General features: G+C 69.4%; 18 protein-coding genes. 8 read left to right on the forward strand and 10 right to left on the reverse strand.

The genetic code is table 11. The features are described 5' to 3' along the window. On the reverse strand, window positions 1–852 hold an 852-nt coding region (locus tag ACLFOB_RS09330; RefSeq protein WP_410925915.1), incomplete at its 3' end, for an AAA family ATPase. Window positions 853–1,381: 529 nt separating this feature from the next. Here ACLFOB_RS09330 and ACLFOB_RS09335 point away from each other — a divergent pair. Together ACLFOB_RS09335 and msrB are read left to right on the forward strand one after the other, a co-directional pair. After that, complete coding sequence (locus ACLFOB_RS09335; RefSeq protein WP_410918199.1) at window positions 1,382–1,528, forward strand: hypothetical protein; 147 nt, start codon at window positions 1,382–1,384, stop codon at window positions 1,526–1,528. Window positions 1,529–1,574: 46 nt separating this feature from the next. Beyond that, entirely contained in the window at window positions 1,575–2,042 is a 468-nt protein-coding gene (gene msrB, locus ACLFOB_RS09340) for a peptide-methionine (R)-S-oxide reductase MsrB (RefSeq protein WP_410925916.1), read from the forward strand. 88 nt (window positions 2,043–2,130) lie between these two features. Here msrB and ACLFOB_RS09345 read toward each other — a convergent pair whose 3' ends face one another. Further along, entirely contained in the window at window positions 2,131–2,754 is a 624-nt protein-coding gene (locus tag ACLFOB_RS09345; protein WP_410925917.1) for a J domain-containing protein, read from the reverse strand. Window positions 2,755–2,829: 75 nt separating this feature from the next. Between ACLFOB_RS09345 and ACLFOB_RS09350 the strand changes: the two genes are divergently transcribed. Next, a complete protein-coding gene (locus ACLFOB_RS09350) occupies window positions 2,830–3,087 on the forward strand; it encodes a BolA family protein (RefSeq protein ID WP_410918202.1) in 258 nt (85 codons plus the stop codon). Between the two features lie 4 nt (window positions 3,088–3,091). Here the strand turns inward: ACLFOB_RS09350 and ACLFOB_RS09355 are convergent, their stop codons facing one another. Beyond that, window positions 3,092–3,769, reverse strand: a complete 678-nt coding sequence (locus tag ACLFOB_RS09355; protein ID WP_410925918.1) for a DUF4177 domain-containing protein — start codon at window positions 3,767–3,769, stop codon at window positions 3,092–3,094. 93 nt (window positions 3,770–3,862) lie between these two features. Further along, window positions 3,863–5,041 carry a deoxyguanosinetriphosphate triphosphohydrolase gene (locus ACLFOB_RS09360; protein ID WP_410925919.1) on the reverse strand — a complete coding sequence of 393 codons (1,179 nt, stop codon included), beginning with the start codon at window positions 5,039–5,041 and terminating at the stop codon, window positions 3,863–3,865. A gap of 151 nt (window positions 5,042–5,192) precedes the next feature. Here ACLFOB_RS09360 and ACLFOB_RS09365 point away from each other — a divergent pair, with 151 nt between their 5' ends. Further along, complete coding sequence (locus ACLFOB_RS09365; protein WP_410917993.1) at window positions 5,193–5,516, forward strand: HesB/IscA family protein; 324 nt, start codon at window positions 5,193–5,195, stop codon at window positions 5,514–5,516. A gap of 556 nt (window positions 5,517–6,072) precedes the next feature. Beyond that, the gene (locus tag ACLFOB_RS09370) at window positions 6,073–7,134 is read left to right on the forward strand and encodes a glycosyltransferase family 4 protein (RefSeq protein ID WP_410917992.1); all 1,062 of its coding nucleotides are present in this window, start codon (window positions 6,073–6,075) and stop codon (window positions 7,132–7,134) included. A gap of 84 nt (window positions 7,135–7,218) precedes the next feature. Here the strand turns inward: ACLFOB_RS09370 and ACLFOB_RS09375 are convergent, their stop codons facing one another. Then, window positions 7,219–7,611, reverse strand: coding sequence for a metallopeptidase family protein (locus ACLFOB_RS09375; protein ID WP_410917991.1), 393 nt, complete (start codon window positions 7,609–7,611; stop codon window positions 7,219–7,221). Window positions 7,612–7,751: 140 nt separating this feature from the next. Between ACLFOB_RS09375 and wrbA the strand changes: the two genes are divergently transcribed. Then, complete coding sequence (wrbA, locus tag ACLFOB_RS09380; RefSeq protein ID WP_410917990.1) at window positions 7,752–8,345, forward strand: NAD(P)H:quinone oxidoreductase; 594 nt, start codon at window positions 7,752–7,754, stop codon at window positions 8,343–8,345. Window positions 8,346–8,480: 135 nt separating this feature from the next. Here the strand turns inward: wrbA and ACLFOB_RS09385 are convergent, their stop codons facing one another. The 5 genes from ACLFOB_RS09385 to ACLFOB_RS09405 all read right to left on the reverse strand — a co-directional run bounded on the left by ACLFOB_RS09385 (window position 8,481) and on the right by ACLFOB_RS09405 (window position 14,370). Next, entirely contained in the window at window positions 8,481–10,301 is a 1,821-nt protein-coding gene (locus ACLFOB_RS09385) for a M3 family oligoendopeptidase (protein WP_410925920.1), read from the reverse strand. 65 nt (window positions 10,302–10,366) lie between these two features. Further along, window positions 10,367–11,956 carry an ATP-dependent DNA ligase gene (locus ACLFOB_RS09390; protein ID WP_410925921.1) on the reverse strand — a complete coding sequence of 530 codons (1,590 nt, stop codon included), beginning with the start codon at window positions 11,954–11,956 and terminating at the stop codon, window positions 10,367–10,369. A gap of 117 nt (window positions 11,957–12,073) precedes the next feature. Then, a complete protein-coding gene (locus ACLFOB_RS09395; protein ID WP_410925922.1) occupies window positions 12,074–13,087 on the reverse strand; it encodes a ligase-associated DNA damage response exonuclease in 1,014 nt (337 codons plus the stop codon). A 36-nt stretch (window positions 13,088–13,123) separates the two neighbouring features. After that, the gene (locus ACLFOB_RS09400) at window positions 13,124–14,074 is read right to left on the reverse strand and encodes an alpha/beta fold hydrolase (protein ID WP_410925923.1); all 951 of its coding nucleotides are present in this window, start codon (window positions 14,072–14,074) and stop codon (window positions 13,124–13,126) included. 11 nt (window positions 14,075–14,085) lie between these two features. Further along, window positions 14,086–14,370 carry an SCP2 sterol-binding domain-containing protein gene (locus ACLFOB_RS09405; protein ID WP_410917408.1) on the reverse strand — a complete coding sequence of 95 codons (285 nt, stop codon included), beginning with the start codon at window positions 14,368–14,370 and terminating at the stop codon, window positions 14,086–14,088. A gap of 70 nt (window positions 14,371–14,440) precedes the next feature. On the opposite strand from ACLFOB_RS09405, the gene ACLFOB_RS09410 reads away from it, so the two are divergent. Beyond that, entirely contained in the window at window positions 14,441–15,001 is a 561-nt protein-coding gene (locus tag ACLFOB_RS09410; RefSeq protein WP_410925924.1) for a hypothetical protein, read from the forward strand. Window positions 15,002–15,052: 51 nt separating this feature from the next. After that, a partial coding sequence (locus tag ACLFOB_RS09415) for a helicase-related protein (RefSeq protein WP_410925925.1) occupies window positions 15,053–17,085 on the forward strand: 2,033 nt, incomplete at its 3' end.

The following is a 17,085-nucleotide window of genomic DNA, read 5'->3' on the forward strand; positions in this document are numbered from 1 at the left end:
GCGGAAGATCTCGGCGTTCTGCGCCCAGGCGATCACCGTGCGCGGGCTCATCACGGTGGAGAGATCCCCGTTCATGAAGGCGGTGCGCGTCAGGTCCGCGACGGTCACCATCTGCTTGACCGTCCTGCGACCCTTCTCGGTGTTGTAGTGAGGCACCTTCGACAGCACGATCGACACCTCGGCGTCGATCGAGAGATAGTTGAGCGTCGCCACCAGGCTCCAGCGGTCCATCTGGCCCTGGTTGATCTGCTGCGTGCCGTGATAGAGGCCGGTGGTATCACCCAGGCCCACGGTGTTCGCGGTGGCGAAGATCCGGAAATACTTGTGTGGCGTGATCACCTCGTTCTGGTCGAGCAGGGTGAGCTTGCCGTCCGTTTCCAGCACCCGCTGGATCACGAACATCACGTCGGCGCGGCCGGCGTCGTATTCGTCGAACACGATCGCTGCGGGATTGCGCAGCGCCCAGGGCAGGATGCCCTCCTGGAACTCGGTGACCTGCTTGCCCTCGCGCAGCTTGATCGCGTCCTTGCCGATCAGGTCGATCCGGCTGATGTGGCTGTCGAGGTTCACGCGCACGGTAGGCCAGTTGAGCCGGGCGGCCACCTGTTCGATATGGGTGGACTTGCCGGTGCCGTGATAGCCCTGGATCATCACGCGGCGATTGTGGGCGAAGCCCGCGAGGATCGCGAGCGTGGTGTCCGGGTCGAACTTGTAGGTGGAGTCTTCGTCCGGCACGCGATCCGTCCGGTCGGAAAAGCCGCGCACGACCATGTCCGTGTCGATGCCAAAGACCTCGCGGACCGAGATCTCTTCGGTGGGCTTCGCGTTGATGTCGATACCGCCGTCCGCCATGTCCGTCCGTCTTTCCTGACTGTCCGCGCCGCCGCGCGTGCCCGTGCTGCAACATATTCCGGCGGCGCGCAAGGGGAAGGGCGGCCTGTCGGGCCGCCGCGGCATGGGGGCTGTCTGCGCCCCTTGGCCCGTTCCGGGCCTTCTCCCCCGCGGGTTTTCGAGTTCGGAAAGAAGGCTATGGCCTGGCTCAGGCGGATGTCATGGCCCTCTGCGCGCAGAAGCACGAGGCGGCGACGGCGCGGGCAGCGGCGATGTAGAGCGCCTGGGCCGGTGCGCGATCTCGGCCGCGGGGGCGCCTCGGCTGATGCGCCGGCTGTGCCGACCCGGATCGCAGGGATGATCCTCGTCCATCCCCGCCTCTGCGTCATGCAGCCTCGAGTCCAGCATCCCAGGGCCGCAGGCGCACCGGTGGCGCGCGACGGGCCAGTGGGGTGTCCGGCGCGTGCGCGGATCGGGACGGCAAGCCGCCGGCTGCCAAGACGCGTTGCGCCGGGCGACAGGAGCGGCGGGATCGCGGAGGATGCCCGCCATGGGGCTGGCGGACGATCGCGGCCGCGCGGCCGAGGCGACCGCCGCTCATGTCGCGCAATCGCACGGCGTCATGCGTGTCATCGCCATCGTGCTGCGGCCGGCGACGCGATCGCTGCCTGCGCGACCTTGCGCCGCCCGTGGTTGAAGGATCGCGGGCGGCGCCCCACTCTCGACGAAACGAGGAGGCGCTCATGCGACGCAGACGGTTTCTTGGCACCGCGGCGGCCGGCCTCGCGCTCGGGCTCGACGCAGCCACAGCACAGGAGAGCTTCGAGGTGACGCGGACGGAACGGGAATGGAAAGCACGGCTGTCCGATCTGGAGTACAGGGTGATGCGCGAGGAGGGCACCGAGCCTGCCTTCTCCTCGCCGTTGCACGACCTCAAGACGGACGGCACCTATCGCTGTCGCGGATGCGATCAGGCGCTCTATTCGTCGGAGCACAAGTTCGACAGCGGCACCGGATGGCCGAGTTTCTACAAGCCGATTTCCGAGGACGCCGTTGCCACAAAGCGGGACTGGAAGCTGTTCATCCCGCGCACCGAGGTGCACTGCGCCCGCTGCGGCAGTCACCTGGGCCACATCTTCGACGACGGCCCGCCGCCCACCGGCAAGCGGCACTGCATCAACGGCGTGTCGCTCGTGTTCGTCGCGTCCTGAACGCCCGAAAAATCTTCGACCGAAGATTTTTCTCTGACTGACCTCCACCTTTGCCGCCGAATTTTCGATCGAAAATTCGGCGGCCGCCTCACTTGAAGTGGCGGCTGTCCTTCAGCTGCTCCCAGGCCCACATCACCTGCTGCAGCTGCTCCTCCTGGCTGCGGTCGCCCCCGTTCATGTCGGGGTGCAGCACCTTGATCAGCGCCTTGTAGCTCTTGCGGATCTCCGCCTTGGTCCAGTCGTCGCGGCCGTCGAGGATTTCCAGTGCCTTGCGCTCCGTCGGCGGGAGGCGGCGGCCGTTGCCCGACCGGCGGCCGGGATTGCGGGTGGCGTTGTCGCCCAGCACCTGGTGCGGATCCTCGATGCCGAGACGGGACCATGCGCGCGCCTCGGGATCGCGGAAATCCCGCGTCTTGCGGTCCCAGACCTTGTCGTTCGACATCTGCGCGTTGAGTTCTGCCTCGGTCGTGCCCTCGAAGAAGTTCCACTTCGTGTTGTATTCGCGGACATGCTGCTTGCAGAACCAGTAAAAGTCGTCCAGCACGTCGGGCGCCTTGGGTGCACGGTAGAGGCCCGCTTCCTCGCAGCCCTCGTGGTCGCAGACACGGGTCGACGTCTCGGACGCGCCGGACATGGCGCGGCGCCCGCGGGGATTTTTCTTCTTCGCGGCGGACACCGAGATGTCGAAGCCGAAGGGGTCCGGTTTGGGCATCGTCTCACCTTTGCGACTCGGAGGCGGAAGTTTAGACTGACGGTCGTCGATTTGAAGGGGCGGAAAGGGGAAAAAATGTCACGGACCGAAGAGATTCGCATCGCGCTGGAGAGCGCATTCCAGCCCGAGCGGCTGGAGGTGGTGGACGAAAGCGAGCGTCACCGCGGCCATGCCGGCTACCAGGAGGGCGGCGAAAGTCACTTCCGCGTCGTGATCCGCGCCCCCGCCTTCGCGGGCCAGTCGCGTCTGGCGCGGCACCGTGCCGTTCATCGGGCGCTGGGGGCCGACCTGGTCGGGCGCATCCACGCGCTTGCACTCGACATCGACGGCTGATGCCTCAACGCGTCTCGTCGTCCTCGGGGCGGACCGCCCAGAGCCGGCGACCGGCGGGCTTGTCGGCAACGCCGCGCTCGTCGTGCTCGCGCTCGGCGCGGAGCACGCCCGGAATCGCGATCCTCTCCTCGGCGTCCCGGGGCCCGCGGCCGGGCGTGTCGGCTTCGACCGGGTGTAGGGTCGGGCCGTCTTGTTCCGGCTTGGCGTCCCGGGCCGACGTGCGCCCGCTGCCGAACCATGGCGCGGGGTCGGCCGCCCTTTCGGCGACGGCCCGCCGAAAGACCAACAGGGTCCGCTGTTCCGTGTGGCGCCCTCCGAGGCCCCTGCGTTCCTCCGACGGCAAGGTGTCCGCCCGGACGTATTCCCAGCCCTCGGCGGCGTAGGTGTTCATCAGCTTCTCGACGGACATCGCGAAGCGCATCTCGGGCGCAGGGACTCCTTTGATCCTTTCGGCGCGCCGGGGCGCGGGCACGACCTTGTATTCGTAGGCGGACATCACGCTCTCCAGCCGGCTGCGGCGCCAGAGGCTATCAGGGCGCGGCGCGAATGGCCAGCACGCGCGGCTGCATCGCTTGTCCGGGCCGCGGTGAGCCCTGCGGCACGGATCGGCCCGCGCCAGCACGGTGCCCGGGCCCGCGTCGTCCAGCCGGGCCGGCAGGTCGTCGCGCTGGCGGGCGGCCATGTCATGCTCGAAAAGCTGCCGCCGCGGCGTCGGCCTGCGCAAACCGCAGCGATCCACGCAAGGGGGCTGCGGTGCCTTCGCAATCGGGCGCTGTCAGCGCGGAACCGCCAAGAGGCCCGCGCCGCCCCCCGCCAGCCGGGCGTGCTGTTGCAGGGCGAAGCGGTCGGTCATGCCGGCAATGTAGTCCGCGACCAGCCGGGCGAGGGCGGTCTCGTCGGCGGCGGCCGCCACGTCCGACTGCCAGCGGTCGGGCAGGAGCGCTGGGTCGTTCATGTAGAGGGGAAAGAGGTCCTCGATCACGCCGGTGACGGCCGCGCGCATCTCGACCACCCGCGGCGCGCGATACATCCGCTCGAAGAGGAAGGCCCGGATCGTCCGGATGTCGGCCCACACCGGATCGGAGAAATGCACCATCATGGTCCCTGCGTGCCGGATGTCCTCGACCCGCCCGGGCGCAAGCGCCGCAAGCCGCGCGCGCGTCTCGGCCACCACGTCCTCGACCAGCAGCCCGAAGAACCGCCTGAGCGCCTCGTGCCGGCGCCGGTGGCTGTCGAGCCCGGGCCAGAGGCGGTCCACCTCGGCCACGCAGCCGTCGATCAGCGGCAGCTCCGCGATCTGGTCCATCGTGAAGAGATGCGCGCGCAGCCCGTCGTGCAGGTCGTGGTGGTTGTAGGCGATGTCGTCCGACAGCGCCGCCACCTGCGCCTCCAGCCCGGCATGGTCATGCAGTTCCAGATCCTGCTCCGCGTCGTAGTCGGCCAGCGCGTAGGGCAGGGGCGGCTTGTCCGGCCCGAGGACCGGCCCGTTGTGCTTGGCGATCCCCTCCAGCGTCTCCCATGTCAGGTTGAGACCGTCGAAGCCGGCGTAGTGCCGCTCGAGCCGGGTGACGATGCGGACGGCCTGCGCGTTGTGGTCGAAGCCGCCGTAGGGCGCCATCAGCGCGTCGAGCGCATCCTCGCCGGTATGGCCGAAGGGCGTGTGGCCAAGATCGTGCGCCAGCGCGACCGCCTCGGCGAGGTCGAAGTCGAGGCCCATGGCGCGCGCGATCGTCCGCGCCACCTGCGCAACCTCCAGAGTGTGGGTCAGCCGGGTGCGGAAATAGTCGCCCTCGTGCTCGACGAAGACCTGCGTCTTGTGCTTGAGCCGCCGGAAGGCCGAGGCGTGGATGATCCGGTCGCGGTCGCGCTGGAAGGCCGAGCGCAGCGCGCTTTCCGGCTCGGGCGTGCGGCGGCCGCGGCTTTTCGCGGGGTCCGATGCGTAGGGCGCGCGCATGTGGCGGTGTCTCCTGCTTGCGCGAAAGCGGCGTCAGTGCCGCTATACAGCGAATTCGCGCGGGGTGCAGGGGGTGCGCCGGCTTGTCCCGTGGCGCCGGGGCGCCTATTTTCGAGGATCAGGGATCACAGACGGACAAGGACGGATCACCATGCAGCTTCCCCCGAAGGTGACAGAACGCGCCTTCGCGCGTCTTGCGGAAATCGGCGCCGCCGACCAGGGTCAGGCGCTTCGCGTGGCCGTCGAAGGCGGCGGGTGTTCGGGCTTTCAGTACGACATCCGCCTCGACGCGCCGGCCGAGGACGACATGGTGCTGGAGGGGCAGGGCCAGAGGGTCATCATCGACACCGTCTCCCTGCCGTTTCTGGAGAACGCGGTGATCGACTTCACCGAGGAACTGATCGGCGCGCGGTTCACCATCCAGAATCCCAACGCCACCAGTTCCTGCGGCTGCGGCACCTCCTTCTCGATCTGAACGACCTCAGCCGCCGGTGAACTTCCTGATCCTGCGGCGTTGCGGCCGCCCAGGACGCGCGCGCCAAAGATGCCCGCGAAGGGCCGCCCGCTGATCCACCAGCCCCGACAGCAGAGCGTCCAGGCCGTCCGCCACCGACTGTCCGCACCGGGGCCAGGGCAGGTCTCGAAGAAACGCGCCGTCGTCTCCGTGAAGCCGCCGCCCGCGATCACGAAAACGATCGCCAACGCCGCAGAGCCGATGAACCCGATGGGGTTCATGTGCGAGGAGAGGCGCGAGAAAGCGCCGTTGCGTCGCGTCAATGGCGCGTCCTTGCTGGCGGATCTGGCCGGGCATATGCGGTTCGCCGGCCGGCGCCGCTTTGCCGATGCCGCTTCCTCGGGCAGCGTTTTGGCGGCGCGGCTGTTGCAGAAGGGCTGCGGCCTTCGGCCGGTCTGGCCAAATTGCGGCGCGGCGCGTTGCCGCGCCCTGCGGGGCCTGCCTATCGTCGGCGCATGCTGCCGTTTTCCTGTCCGCGCGCGCCCCTCGTTCCGCGGTCCTGCCGGGCGTCCGCGTGATGCCTGCGGGGGGCGGGCTGTCCGTAATGTTCGTGGTGCCACGGTTTCACGCCAACCTGTGGTTTGCCACACGCGCGCTCGTCGACGCGGGACACCGTGTCACCGTGCTGTCGGAGATGCAGGGCGCGGCGGAGGATTGCCGCATTCTGGCGCCGAGAATCGTGGGGCCTGCACCCGGATCCGCCGTATTGTCTGGCGTTTTCCAGGATGCGCAGCCCGATCTCGTCCTGCTGCGAAACACCTCCGCGCTGAAGCGTCCGGTGGCGGCCTTGGCCCGGCAGGCGGGGACGGCGTGCCGGCTTTGCGATCAGCGGCCCTTGACGGACCGGCGCGGTTGGCGCCACCGGCTGTCGCTTCGGCTTTCCGGCCTGCCCCTGCGGCGGGTCACACCGGTCCCCGGCCTGGATGCAGAGGCGCCGCGCGACCGCGACGCCACCTATCTGCCCTGGCCGGTGGAGCGCGACCCGAACGTGCCCCTGGCGCGCGGGACCGGACCGGTCACGGTGCTCTGCGTCGGAAAGCTGGGCGAGAGGCGCAAGAACCAGCACCTGGTGGTCGAGGCGCTGCGCGAGCACGGGCGGGCCGGGCGGGTCCGCCTGCAGATCGTGGGCGCAAGCGGGACCGGCGCAGGCGGCACGGGCGCAAGTGGGTTCGACGCGGCGTATCTCGCCTATCTCGAAGCCGCCGCGGCCGAGCCCTGGATCGATCTGCGCCGGGATGTCTCCTTCGCCGAAATGCCTGCGCTTTATGCCGGTGCGGACATCTGCGTGCTGCCATCCGTGCATGAACCGCTGGGCACCGCGCCGGTCGAGGCGATGGCCTATGGTGCCGTCCCGGTCATTTCGACGGGCGCGGGGGCGGCAGGATACCTGACCGAAGGGCGCGACGGCCTGCGCGTGGACGTGAACGAACCCGGCGCGCTCGCCACCGCGCTGCAGCAGGTCGTCAACGACGCGCCCTACCGCGCCCGGCTCGCGGCGGGCGCCCGCGCGACGGCTGAAAGCGAACTGGGACCGGCCCGTTTTCTCGAACGGATCGAGGCGCTGGCGGCCGAAGGCTGAGCGGCGCGCCCCGGCGTCCGCCAGCGCCCGAGATTCCAGTCAGGCGCAAGGCTTCTGCGGCACCGCCGGGCGGGCCAGCCGGGCTCACTCCCACCAGCGGTCGATGGCGGCGATGTCGTCATCCGACCAGCCGAAATGATGCGCCAGCTCGTGGATCAGCACATGCCGCACCAGTTCCTCCAGCGAGACGTTTCCACGGTCCGCCCATTCGTCGAGGATCGGGCGCCGGAAGAGCCAGATGGTGTCGGGACCCTGCGGCTGGTCCAGCACGGACTTCTGCGTCATCGGGATGCCGTCGTAGAGGCCCGTGAGCTCGAAGGGCTCCGTAATCCCCATCTCGTCCAGCATCCAGTCGGGCGCGAAATCCTCGACCCGCAGCGCCACCTCGCGCGCCGCCGGCCTGAACGCCAGGGGCAGATCGGCGAGCGCGCGGCGCGCAAGGCGTTCGATTTCCGACTGGGACGGGGCGCGGGCCATGGGCGGAGCCTTGCCCGATGCGCCGGCATTGGCAAGCCGCCGGTGCAGCGCCGCACAGGACCCTTGCGGCCCTGCGCGTGGTTGTCCCTGCGCAAGCCGCTTAGCTGAGGCAGCATATCAATCCGGAAAAGGAGCCCGCGATGGCAACCCCGAAAATCTCCGTGATCTTCTACTCCACTTACGGCACCAACCACCAGGTGGCAGAGGCGGCGGCCGAGGCCGCCCGTGCGGCCGGCGCCGAGGTTCGACTGCGCCGCGCCGCCGAAACCGCCCCCAGGGACGTGGTCGAGGGCCAGGACGCCTGGAAGGCGCAACTGGACAGCATGGCCGATATCCCGGAGGCGAGCCCGGACGACATGGACTGGGCCGACGGCTATTTCATCGCCGCTCCCACGCGCTACGGTGTCCCGGCCAGCCAGATGCGCGCCTTCATCGACACGCTGGGCCCGCTCTGGATGGAGGGCAAGCTGGCCAACAAGACCTTCACCGCCACGACCAGCGCGCAGAACCCGCACGGCGGGCAGGAGACGACGCTGCTGTCGCTCTATACCACTGCGATGCACTGGGGGGCGATCGTGGTTCCGCCGGGCTACACCGACCAGAGCATCTTCGCCGCCGGCGGCAACCCTTACGGCACCTCCGTGAAGGCCGGCGAGTTCGACGACCACGCCCGTGCGGCCGTGCAGCATCAGGCGACGCGGCTGGTGGAGATGACGGCGAAACTGGTGGGCTGAGGACGGCGCCGCCCTGAAGGTGCGAGATTTTTCGATCGAAAAATCTCGCACCCCGCTCCTTCGGTCTTGCGCCGAGTGACCAGCCGGCACGAAGATTTTTCGATCGAAAAATCTTCGTGTTCGGCGCGGTGACGATCAGCCTTCCATCGCTTCCAGTTCCTCGATGAAGCCCTCGATCATCGACAGCCCCTTGTCCCAGAACGCCGGGTCCGAGGCGTCGAGCCCGAAGGGCGCCAGCAACTCGCTGTGGTGCTTCGAGCCGCCCGCGCGCAGCATCTCGAAATACCTGTCCTGGAAGCCTTCCGGCGCTTCCTCGTAGGCCGCGTAGAGGGCGTTCACCAGCCCGTCGCCGAAAGCGTATGCATAGACGTAGAAGGGCGAGTGGACGAAATGCGGGATGTAGGCCCAGAAGGTCTCGTAGCCGTCCATGAACTCGAAGGCGGGCCCGAGGCTTTCGGCCTGCACGCTCATCCACAGCGCGTTGATGTCGTCGGGCGTGAGCTCGCCGCTGCGGCGCGCCTCGTGCAGCTTGCACTCGAAATCGTAGAAGGCGATCTGCCGGACGACCGTGTTGATCATGTCCTCGACCTTGCCGGCCAGCAGCACGCGGCGCTCGTTGTCGTCGCGGGCACTCGCCAGCATCCGCCGGAAGGTCAGCATCTCGCCGAAGACGCTGGCAGTTTCGGCAAGCGTCAGCGGGGTGCGCGACAGCATCTCGCCCTGACCCGCCGCGAGGCGCTGGTGCACCCCGTGCCCCAGTTCATGCGCCAGCGTCATCACGTCCCGCGGCTTGCCCAGGTAATTGAGCAGAACGTAAGGATGCGCATCCGTCACCGTGGGATGGGCGAAGGCGCCCGGCGCCTTGCCGGGCTTCACGCCCGCGTCGATCCAGCCCTTGTCGAAGAAGGGCTCCGCCAGTTCGGCCAGCTGGGGCGAGAAGCCCTCGTAGGCGCGCAACACGGTCTCGCGTGCCTCGTCCCAGGCCACGGTGCGCGTCTCTTCCATCGGCAGCGGCGCGTTGCGGTCCCAGACCTGCAGCTTGTCCAGGCCCAGCCAGCGGCGCTTCAGCTCGTAGTAGCGGTGGCTGAGGCGCGGGTAGGCGCGCACCACCGCGTCGCGCAGCGCCTCGACCACCTCGGGCTCCACGTCGTTCGACAGGTGCCGCGCGGTCTGCGGCGTGGGCATCTTGCGCCAGCGGTCGATCACCTCCTTCTCCTTGGCCTGCGTGTTGTGCACGCGGGCGAAGAGGCGAACGTTCTCGCCGAAGACGCGGGCCAGGGCGCGTGCCGCCGCCTCGCGCGTCGCGCGATCCTGCTCGGTCAGCAGGTTGAGCGTGCTCTCCAGGCCCAGCTCATCGCCGTCCACGTCGAAGGTGAGGCCCGCGATGGTCTCGTCGAAAAGCCGCTCCCAGGCGTCGCCCACGGCGCCCATGTCGTGCAGGAACTTTTCCAGCTCGTCGGAGAGCTGGTAGGGCTTCATCTTGCGAATGCGGTCGAAGACCGGCTTGTAGCGCGCAAGATCGGCGTTCCGCGCAAACAGAGCGTCGAGGTGGTCGTCGGGCAGGCGGTTGATCTCGAGCGTGAAGAACACAAGCGGCGTGGTATAGTCGGTGATCCTTTCCTGGCAGTCGGAAAGGAACTTGGCGCGGTCCGCATCGGTCGTCTGCTGGTAGTAGCGCAGGCCCGCGTAGGACATCAGCCGCCCCGCAACCGTCTCGATCCGCTCGTCGCGCCGGACGCAGCGCAGCAGCCCCTCGGCATCCAGCTCCGCCAGTTTGCCCTCGTAGTCGGCGGCGAAGGCCGCGCATTCCTCCCTGAGCCAGTCGAGATCGCGCTGCACCTCCGGCGCGTCCGGCGCGGCGTAGAGATCGGTCAGGTCCCATTCGGGCAGATCGCCCAGCGGCGCGGCCCCCTTCTCGGTCGCGGCGTCGCGGGCGGGGCGGGGGGTGTCCAGCATGGGAAGCTCCTGTTGTCTCTGCCTGTCGTCCACATAAGGGCGCGGGCGCAAGGCGCGCAAGGCGCTCAGCCGTGGGTCGCCAGCATTGCCTTCAGTTCCGCCAGCGTGCCCGCCTCCTCGGGCGGCTTGTCCTCGCGCCAGCGGCTCATGCGGGGAAAGCGCAGCGCGATGCCGGACTTGTGGCGCGGGCTTTCGTGGATCCCCTCGAAGGCGATCTCGAAGACCTGTCGGGGCTTCACCTGCCGCACCGGGCCGAAGCGTTGCAGGGTGTTCTTGCGCACCCATGCTGTGATGCGGCGGAATTCGGCGTCGGTGAGGCCAGAATAGGCCTTGGTGAAGGGAACGAGCGCCGCGCCGTCCCAGACCGCGAAGGTGAAATCGGTGAAGAGGTTGGCCCGCCGCCCGTGGCCCGCCTGCGCGTAGATCATCACCGCGTCGATCACCAGCGGATCGAGCTTCCACTTCCACCAGTCGCCGCGCTTGCGGCCGGCGTGATAGGGGCTGTGGGCGTGTTTCAGCATGACGCCCTCGGCCACGTGGTCGCGGGCCGTGGCGCGCGTGGCGGCGAGCGCGGCCCAGTCGTCGAAGGCGATGAGCGGGGGAAGGACCACCGGCGCTTCCCTCGGCAGGTCGGCGGTCAGCCGCTCCAGCCGCGCCCGGCGCTCGGCGAAGGGGCGCGCGCGGATGTCCCGGCCTTCGTCCTCCAGCAGGTCATAGGCCGCAAGGACCACCGGCGCGTCCCGGAGCAGCTTTGCCGGCACCGTCTTGCGCCCGATCCGCTTCTGCAGATCGTTGAAGGAGCGCGGCCCGTCCTGCCAGGCCAGGATTTCGCCGTCGATCACCGTGCCCGGCGGCAGGAAGTCGCGCGCGCGGGCAAGCTCGGGGAAGCGGTCGGTCATCAGCTCCTCGCCGCGCGACCAGACGAAATGCTGCCCCTCGCGCAGGATCAGCTGGCCGCGGATGCCGTCCCATTTCCATTCCGCACGCCAGTCGGACGGATCGCCAAGCCCCTCCGGTCCCCCATCGAGCTGATGGGCGAGGCAGAAGGGGTAGGGCCGCGAGAGGTCCGCCGCCGCGTCCTCTGACTCGATCAGCGCGTGCCATGTCGTGGTCGCCGGGTCCCAGGCGCCCATCAGTCGGTGTGCCATCTCTGCCTCGTCGCGGCCCGTGGCGCGGGCCAGCGCGCGGGTCATCAGCTTCTGGCTCACGCCGATGCGCCAGCCGCCGGTGAGCAGCTTGTTGAAGATGAAGCGTTCGGCCGTGTCGAGCGCATCCCAGGCCGCGAGCACGTCTTCCTTGCGGCGCTCGGGCGGCATGTCGGCGAGCGATCGCAGGAGGGCGATCCAGTCCGCGAGGCTGCGGTTCGAGCCGCGCGAGGGCGGGGGCAGGATCAGCGCGATGGTTTCGGCCAGATCGCCCACGACCGGATAGCTTTCCTCCACCAGCCAGAGCGGCAGGCCAGCGCGCTCGGCCGCCCATTCGCGCATCTGGGTGGTGGTGATCGCCCGGCGCGGCCGGCGCCCGGAAAAGAGCGCGACGGTCCAGAGCCGGTCGGCATCGGAGGCCTGCGCGAAATACTCGGCAAGGGCCGCGGTCTTGGCAGAGGTGCGCGTCGTCTGGTCGATGCGGGCGACGAGGGCGGCGAAATCCTTCATGCCATGCCGCGCGTGCAGGGCGTTCGTCCCGAAACAGCTGGATGTTTCACGGAACTCCACCGGCTTGCCCACAGGTTGCAGCGATATCGCAGCTTCGCCGCGCAACTCCCTGGAAACTCAGGCGGCATCGCCGTCATCCTCCGTCTCGCCGCCGAACTCGGTGGGCACGATGGCGGCATTCCAGCCCTGCGCGGTCAGCCAGCGGCTGAAGATCTCGGTGTAACCGTGCGTGACGAATATGCGTTCCGCACCCGTCGCCGTGATCGCCTCGATCAGCGCGGGCCAGTCGGCATGGTCCGAGATGACGAAGCCGCGGTCCGCGGCGCGCCGCCGCCGCACGCCCCGGAGCCGCATCCAGCCGCTCGCGAAACCGGTCGAGGTGGCGCCGAACCGCCGCGCCCAGGCGCTGGACAGCGCCGACGGCGGCGCCAGCACCAGCGCCTTCGGGTGGTCCCTGGGGTCGAGGTCGGGGGTGACGCGGACAGTCTCGGGCAGCGCATAGCCCTGGTCGCGCAGCACGCGCGTCACCTCCTCGACCGCGCCGTGGGTCAGGACCGGGCCGATGGCCGTGTCGAGCAGCGCGAGCAGCCGCTGCGCCTTGCCCAGCGCGTAGGCGCCCAGCATCGGCGTGCGCCCCTCCGCGACGCTGGCGGCCCACCAAGCGTTGATCTCTGCCGCGACTTCCGCCTGCGGCGCCCACTTGAAGACCGGCAGGCCGAAGGTGCATTCGCTGACGAAGGCGTGGCAGGCCACCGGCTCGAAAGGTTCCGACAGCCCGTCCGAGGCGAGCTTGTAGTCGCCCGAGACGACCCAGACCTCGCCGCCCACCTCCACCCGGATCTGCGCCGAACCCGGCACATGCCCCGCGGGGTGAAAGCTGACATGCGCATCGCCAATGCGCCGCGTCTCGCCGTAGCCCACCGTCTCGAGCGCGATGTCGCCCAGCCTGTGCCGCAGCACCGGCGCCGCGCCCCTCGTGGCGAGATAGGCGGCATGGCCCGGGCGCGCGTGATCGGCATGGCCGTGGGTGACGAGCGCGCGATCCACCGGGCGCCAAGGGTCGATGTAGAAGCCGCCCGCGGAGCAGTATATGCCCCGCTCGGTGAAACTCAGGACCGGGTCGCGCGCCATGTCGCCCAGTATAGGGCCGTGTGCAGGCCGGGCCAGTCAGGCCGTGGCATCCCCGTTGGCGCGGAAATGGTCCACCGTCCCGGCAATCACGCGGCGGCGGATCGCCTCGCGCTCCATCAGGAGTTCGTGCTCGGCATCCGCGACCTGCTCCAGCCGCCCGCCGGGCCAGCGCGCCATCCGCGCCCGGATCGGGCCGGGATCCACGATGCGCTCGCGCGTGCCAAGCCATGTCACGCAGGGATGGCGCGGCGGCTCTGCCCGGACGATGGCGCGGCATTCCACCAGCGCCTCGTAGAGCCAGATCAGGCTCGGCCCGCCCAGCTGCAATTCCGGATGCTCGATCAACTGCCGCTGCATGTAGGCGAAGTTGTCCGGACAGGTGGTCAGCGTGTTGTCCTCGAAGGGCGCGTTGGCGGCGTAGCATTCGATGACGGCGCCGGGCGCGATCCGATACCCCAGCCGCGTGCGCCGGCTGCCCCAGCTCAGCGCCCAGGCGGCGGGCCGCAGGTGTGGCGCCATCAGGATGCCCCACATCGGCGCGGTGAAGGCGGCGGACCGCACGCCCAGCCCCTCGATCAGAGCCCGCAGCCCGATCGCGCCGCCCATCGAGTGGCCCAGCAGGTGAAAGGGTTCGGGAAACTCCAGCGCCCGTGCCGCCGCAACCATCGCGGCCACGTCGCGCTGGTAGTCGGCAAAGGCGTGCACATGCCCTGTCAGCGGCCCCTCGATCAGCCGGTCCGACAGGCCCTGCCCGCGCCAGTCGATGGCCAGCACCGAGAGCCCCTCGCGCGCGAATTCCGCGGCGGTGCGGCCGTATTTCTCGATGAACTCGGTGCGCCCCGGAAACAGCAGGACGGTGCCGGCGTCCCCGTCCGCGCGCCAGCCCCCCACCCGCAGGCGCACGCCGTCGTCCGCGCGGACCCAGACGGCACTGCCGTCGGGGCCGCCGGCGATGTCATCGAAATAGGGGGCCGCGTCCGGCGCCATCGGCGCCCGGCTCAGGACAGCGCGCCGGCGAGCTTCATCGCCTGCCCCATGTCCCCGTCGATCGAGAGCCTGCCGGTCATGAAGGCGGAGGTGGGGTTCAGATCGCCATCGAGGATCTGGCGGAACGTGTCGGCATCCGCGGTCAGCGTGACCTCTGCCGGCTCGTCGGCAGCGCGTGCGCCTGCGTCGTCCAGCATCACGGCGCCCTCGCCCTCGATCACGAACTTGACCGAGCCGTCGAAGCTGCCGCCCACCTTCTCGTTGATCGCCGTCACGGCCTCGTCCACAACGCTCATCTCACGATCCCTTCCGCTCTGTCGCGCACCTCTGGAAATGCGGCGCGAGTTCACTACACTCTGTCGCGTTATGAAACTCCAGACACTCAGAATCAAAGTTCACGTCGCGACATTGGCCGCGGCGCTCTGCCTCGTGACCCCTGCCTGGGCGAACGACGGTCGCGTCGGCGAGCTGCTGAAGGCCCTGCAGGACGCCGAAGGGACCGAGGCACGGCGAATCGCCGGCCAGATCCGCAGCGAATGGTCGAAATCCGGCTCGGCGGCGATGGACATGCTGCTGCGTCGGGGGCGTGCCGCACTGGAGGACGAGGATCCGGGCAAGGCCGTCGAGCATCTGACCGCGCTGACCGATCATGCGCCCGATTTCGCCGAGGGCTGGGCCGCACGTGGTCTGGCCTTCTACCAGCAGGGCGAAATCATGCTGGCGCTGTCCGATCTGGAACGCGCGCTTGCGCTCAACCCGCAGCATTTCGGGGCCTTGCAGGGCGTGGGCGCCATCATGCAGCAACTGGACCGCCCGGAACTGGCCTGGCGTGCCTATGAGGCGGTTCTTGCGCTTTACCCGGAAAACACCCAAGTCCGCGCGGCGATGGAATCGCTCGAGACAACGGTGCGCGGGCGCGATCTCTGACCGTTTGCCGCGCCCTTCGGCGCGGCGCACCGGATCGGGCAAGGGGGACACATGGCGCGTGAGGGCAGGATCGTCGCGGTCCTCGGGCCCACCAACACCGGCAAGACCCATTACGCCATCGAGAGGATGCTGGGCTACCGGACGGGGGTCATCGGCCTGCCGCTGCGGCTGCTCGCGCGCGAGGTCTACGACCGGATCGTGGCGGCGCGCGGTCCCTCGGTCGTCGCGCTGATCACCGGCGAAGAGCGGATCGTGCCGCCGCGCACGCAATACTGGGTCTGCACGGTCGAGGCGATGCCCGAGGGGATCGGCGCCGACTTCGTCGCGGTGGACGAGATCCAGCTTTGCGCCGATCCCGAGCGCGGGCATGTCTTCACCGACCGGCTGATGCGGATGCGCGGCCAGCATGAGACCCTTTTCATGGGCTCCGACACGATGCGCGGGCCGATCCGGGCGCTGGTGCCGCGCGTCGAGTTCCACGCGCGCGACCGGATGTCCGAACTTGCCCATACCGGCCAGCGCAAGATCAGCAGGATGCGCCCGCGTTCCGCCATCGTCGCCTTCTCGGTCGAGAGCGTCTATGCCATCGCAGAGCTGATCCGCCGGCAGAAGGGCGGCGCGGCGGTGGTGATGGGCGCGCTTTCCCCCCGCACGCGCAACGCGCAGGTGGCGCTCTACCAGAACGGCGATGTCGACTACCTCGTGGCCACCGACGCGATCGGCATGGGGCTCAACCTGGACATCGACCATGTCGCCTTCGCCGGGCTGTCCAAGTTCGACGGTCGCCGGATGCGCAATCTCGCGCCCAACGAGCTGGCGCAGATCGCGGGACGCGCCGGGCGCGGCATGTCGAACGGCAGCTTCGGCACCACCGGAGAGGCGCCGCCGATCCCCGACGAAGTGGCAGAGTCCATCATGGGCCACCGCTTCGCGCCCGTCGCGCGGCTGCAATGGCGCAACCCGCGGTTGGAGTTCGGCTCGACCGAAGGGCTGATCGCCTCGCTCGAGGAGGGGCCGCCCGCGCCGATCCTCGCCCGCGGGCGCGAGGCCGACGACCTGCGCGCGCTGCGGGCGCTTTCGGCAGAGCCGGAGGTGCGCGCCCGCGCCAGCGAGGCCCGCGCGGTGCGCCTGCTGTGGGATGTCTGCCGCATCCCCGATTTCCGCGGCATCAGCCACGGCGAACACGCCGACCTGCTCGAGGCGATCTTCGCCCACATCCACGACCGGGGCCGCGTGCCCGAGGACTGGATCGCGCGGCAGATCGCCCGCATCGACCGGACCGAGGGCGACATCGATACCCTGTCGCGCCGTCTGGCGTTCATCCGGACCTGGACCTATGTCGCGCAGCGGCCCGGCTGGGTCGAGCAGGAAAGTCATTGGCGCGACGCAACTCGCGCGGTAGAAGACCGCCTGTCGGATGCGCTGCACGCACGGCTCACGCAGCGGTTCGTGGACCGGCGCACCTCCGTCCTGATGCGACGGCTGAAGCAGAAGGAGGCCCTGTTGGCCGAAGTGAGCGAGAACGGCGAGGTCCGGGTCGAGGGCGAGTTCGTGGGCCGGCTGGAAGGGTTCCGCTTCCGCCGCGACACCGCGGCGGCGGGGCAGGAGGCGCGCACCATCACCTCTGCGGCGATGCAGGCGCTGGCGCCGCATTTCCACCTGCGCGCGGACCGCTTCTACAACGCGCCCGACACCGAGATCGACTTCACCGAGCAGGGCGGCCTGATGTGGGGCGAGCAGGCGGTGGGCAAGCTCGTGGCCTCCGACGATCCCATGAAGCCCCGCATCGAGGTCTTCGTCGACGAGGAAGCGGGCGTGGAGGTGGCCGAGAAGGTGCGCCGCCGGCTGGGCCATTTCATGGACCGAAAGGTGGCCGCGCTCTTCGAGCCGCTCATAGCCATGCAGCGGGACGAGGCGCTTCAGGGCCGGGCCAAGGGATTCGCCTTCCGCCTGGTCGAGGGCTTCGGCATCCTGCCGCGCGGCGGCGAGGTGGCCGAAGAGGTGCGCGCGCTCGACCAGGACGCGCGCGGGGCGCTGCGCAAGCATGGCGTGCGCTTCGGCCAGTTCACCGTCTTCCTGCCCGC

Origin of the sequence: Rhodosalinus sp. (assembly GCF_046542825.1) — a bacterium.
Classification (GTDB): Bacteria; Pseudomonadota; Alphaproteobacteria; order Rhodobacterales; family Rhodobacteraceae; genus Rhodosalinus.

Coding starts and splice junctions, on each gene's coding strand:
- ACLFOB_RS09350 (WP_410918202.1), top strand. CDS start 2,830: ATGTCACGGACCGAAGAGATTCGCATCGCGCTGGAGAGCGCATTCCAG.
- ACLFOB_RS09375 (WP_410917991.1), bottom strand. CDS start 7,611: ATGGCCCGCGCCCCGTCCCAGTCGGAAATCGAACGCCTTGCGCGCCGC.
- ACLFOB_RS09365 (WP_410917993.1), top strand. CDS start 5,193: ATGCAGCTTCCCCCGAAGGTGACAGAACGCGCCTTCGCGCGTCTTGCG.
- ACLFOB_RS09395 (WP_410925922.1), bottom strand. CDS start 13,087: ATGGCGCGCGACCCGGTCCTGAGTTTCACCGAGCGGGGCATATACTGC.
- ACLFOB_RS09335 (WP_410918199.1), top strand. CDS start 1,382: ATGGGGCTGGCGGACGATCGCGGCCGCGCGGCCGAGGCGACCGCCGCT.
- ACLFOB_RS09355 (WP_410925918.1), bottom strand. CDS start 3,769: ATGGCCGCCCGCCAGCGCGACGACCTGCCGGCCCGGCTGGACGACGCG.
- ACLFOB_RS09400 (WP_410925923.1), bottom strand. CDS start 14,074: ATGGCGCCGGACGCGGCCCCCTATTTCGATGACATCGCCGGCGGCCCC.
- msrB (WP_410925916.1), top strand. CDS start 1,575: ATGCGACGCAGACGGTTTCTTGGCACCGCGGCGGCCGGCCTCGCGCTC.
- ACLFOB_RS09370 (WP_410917992.1), top strand. CDS start 6,073: ATGCCTGCGGGGGGCGGGCTGTCCGTAATGTTCGTGGTGCCACGGTTT.
- ACLFOB_RS09405 (WP_410917408.1), bottom strand. CDS start 14,370: ATGAGCGTTGTGGACGAGGCCGTGACGGCGATCAACGAGAAGGTGGGC.
- ACLFOB_RS09345 (WP_410925917.1), bottom strand. CDS start 2,754: ATGCCCAAACCGGACCCCTTCGGCTTCGACATCTCGGTGTCCGCCGCG.
- ACLFOB_RS09390 (WP_410925921.1), bottom strand. CDS start 11,956: ATGAAGGATTTCGCCGCCCTCGTCGCCCGCATCGACCAGACGACGCGC.
- ACLFOB_RS09360 (WP_410925919.1), bottom strand. CDS start 5,041: ATGCGCGCGCCCTACGCATCGGACCCCGCGAAAAGCCGCGGCCGCCGC.
- wrbA (WP_410917990.1), top strand. CDS start 7,752: ATGGCAACCCCGAAAATCTCCGTGATCTTCTACTCCACTTACGGCACC.
- ACLFOB_RS09385 (WP_410925920.1), bottom strand. CDS start 10,301: ATGCTGGACACCCCCCGCCCCGCCCGCGACGCCGCGACCGAGAAGGGG.
- ACLFOB_RS09410 (WP_410925924.1), top strand. CDS start 14,441: ATGAAACTCCAGACACTCAGAATCAAAGTTCACGTCGCGACATTGGCC.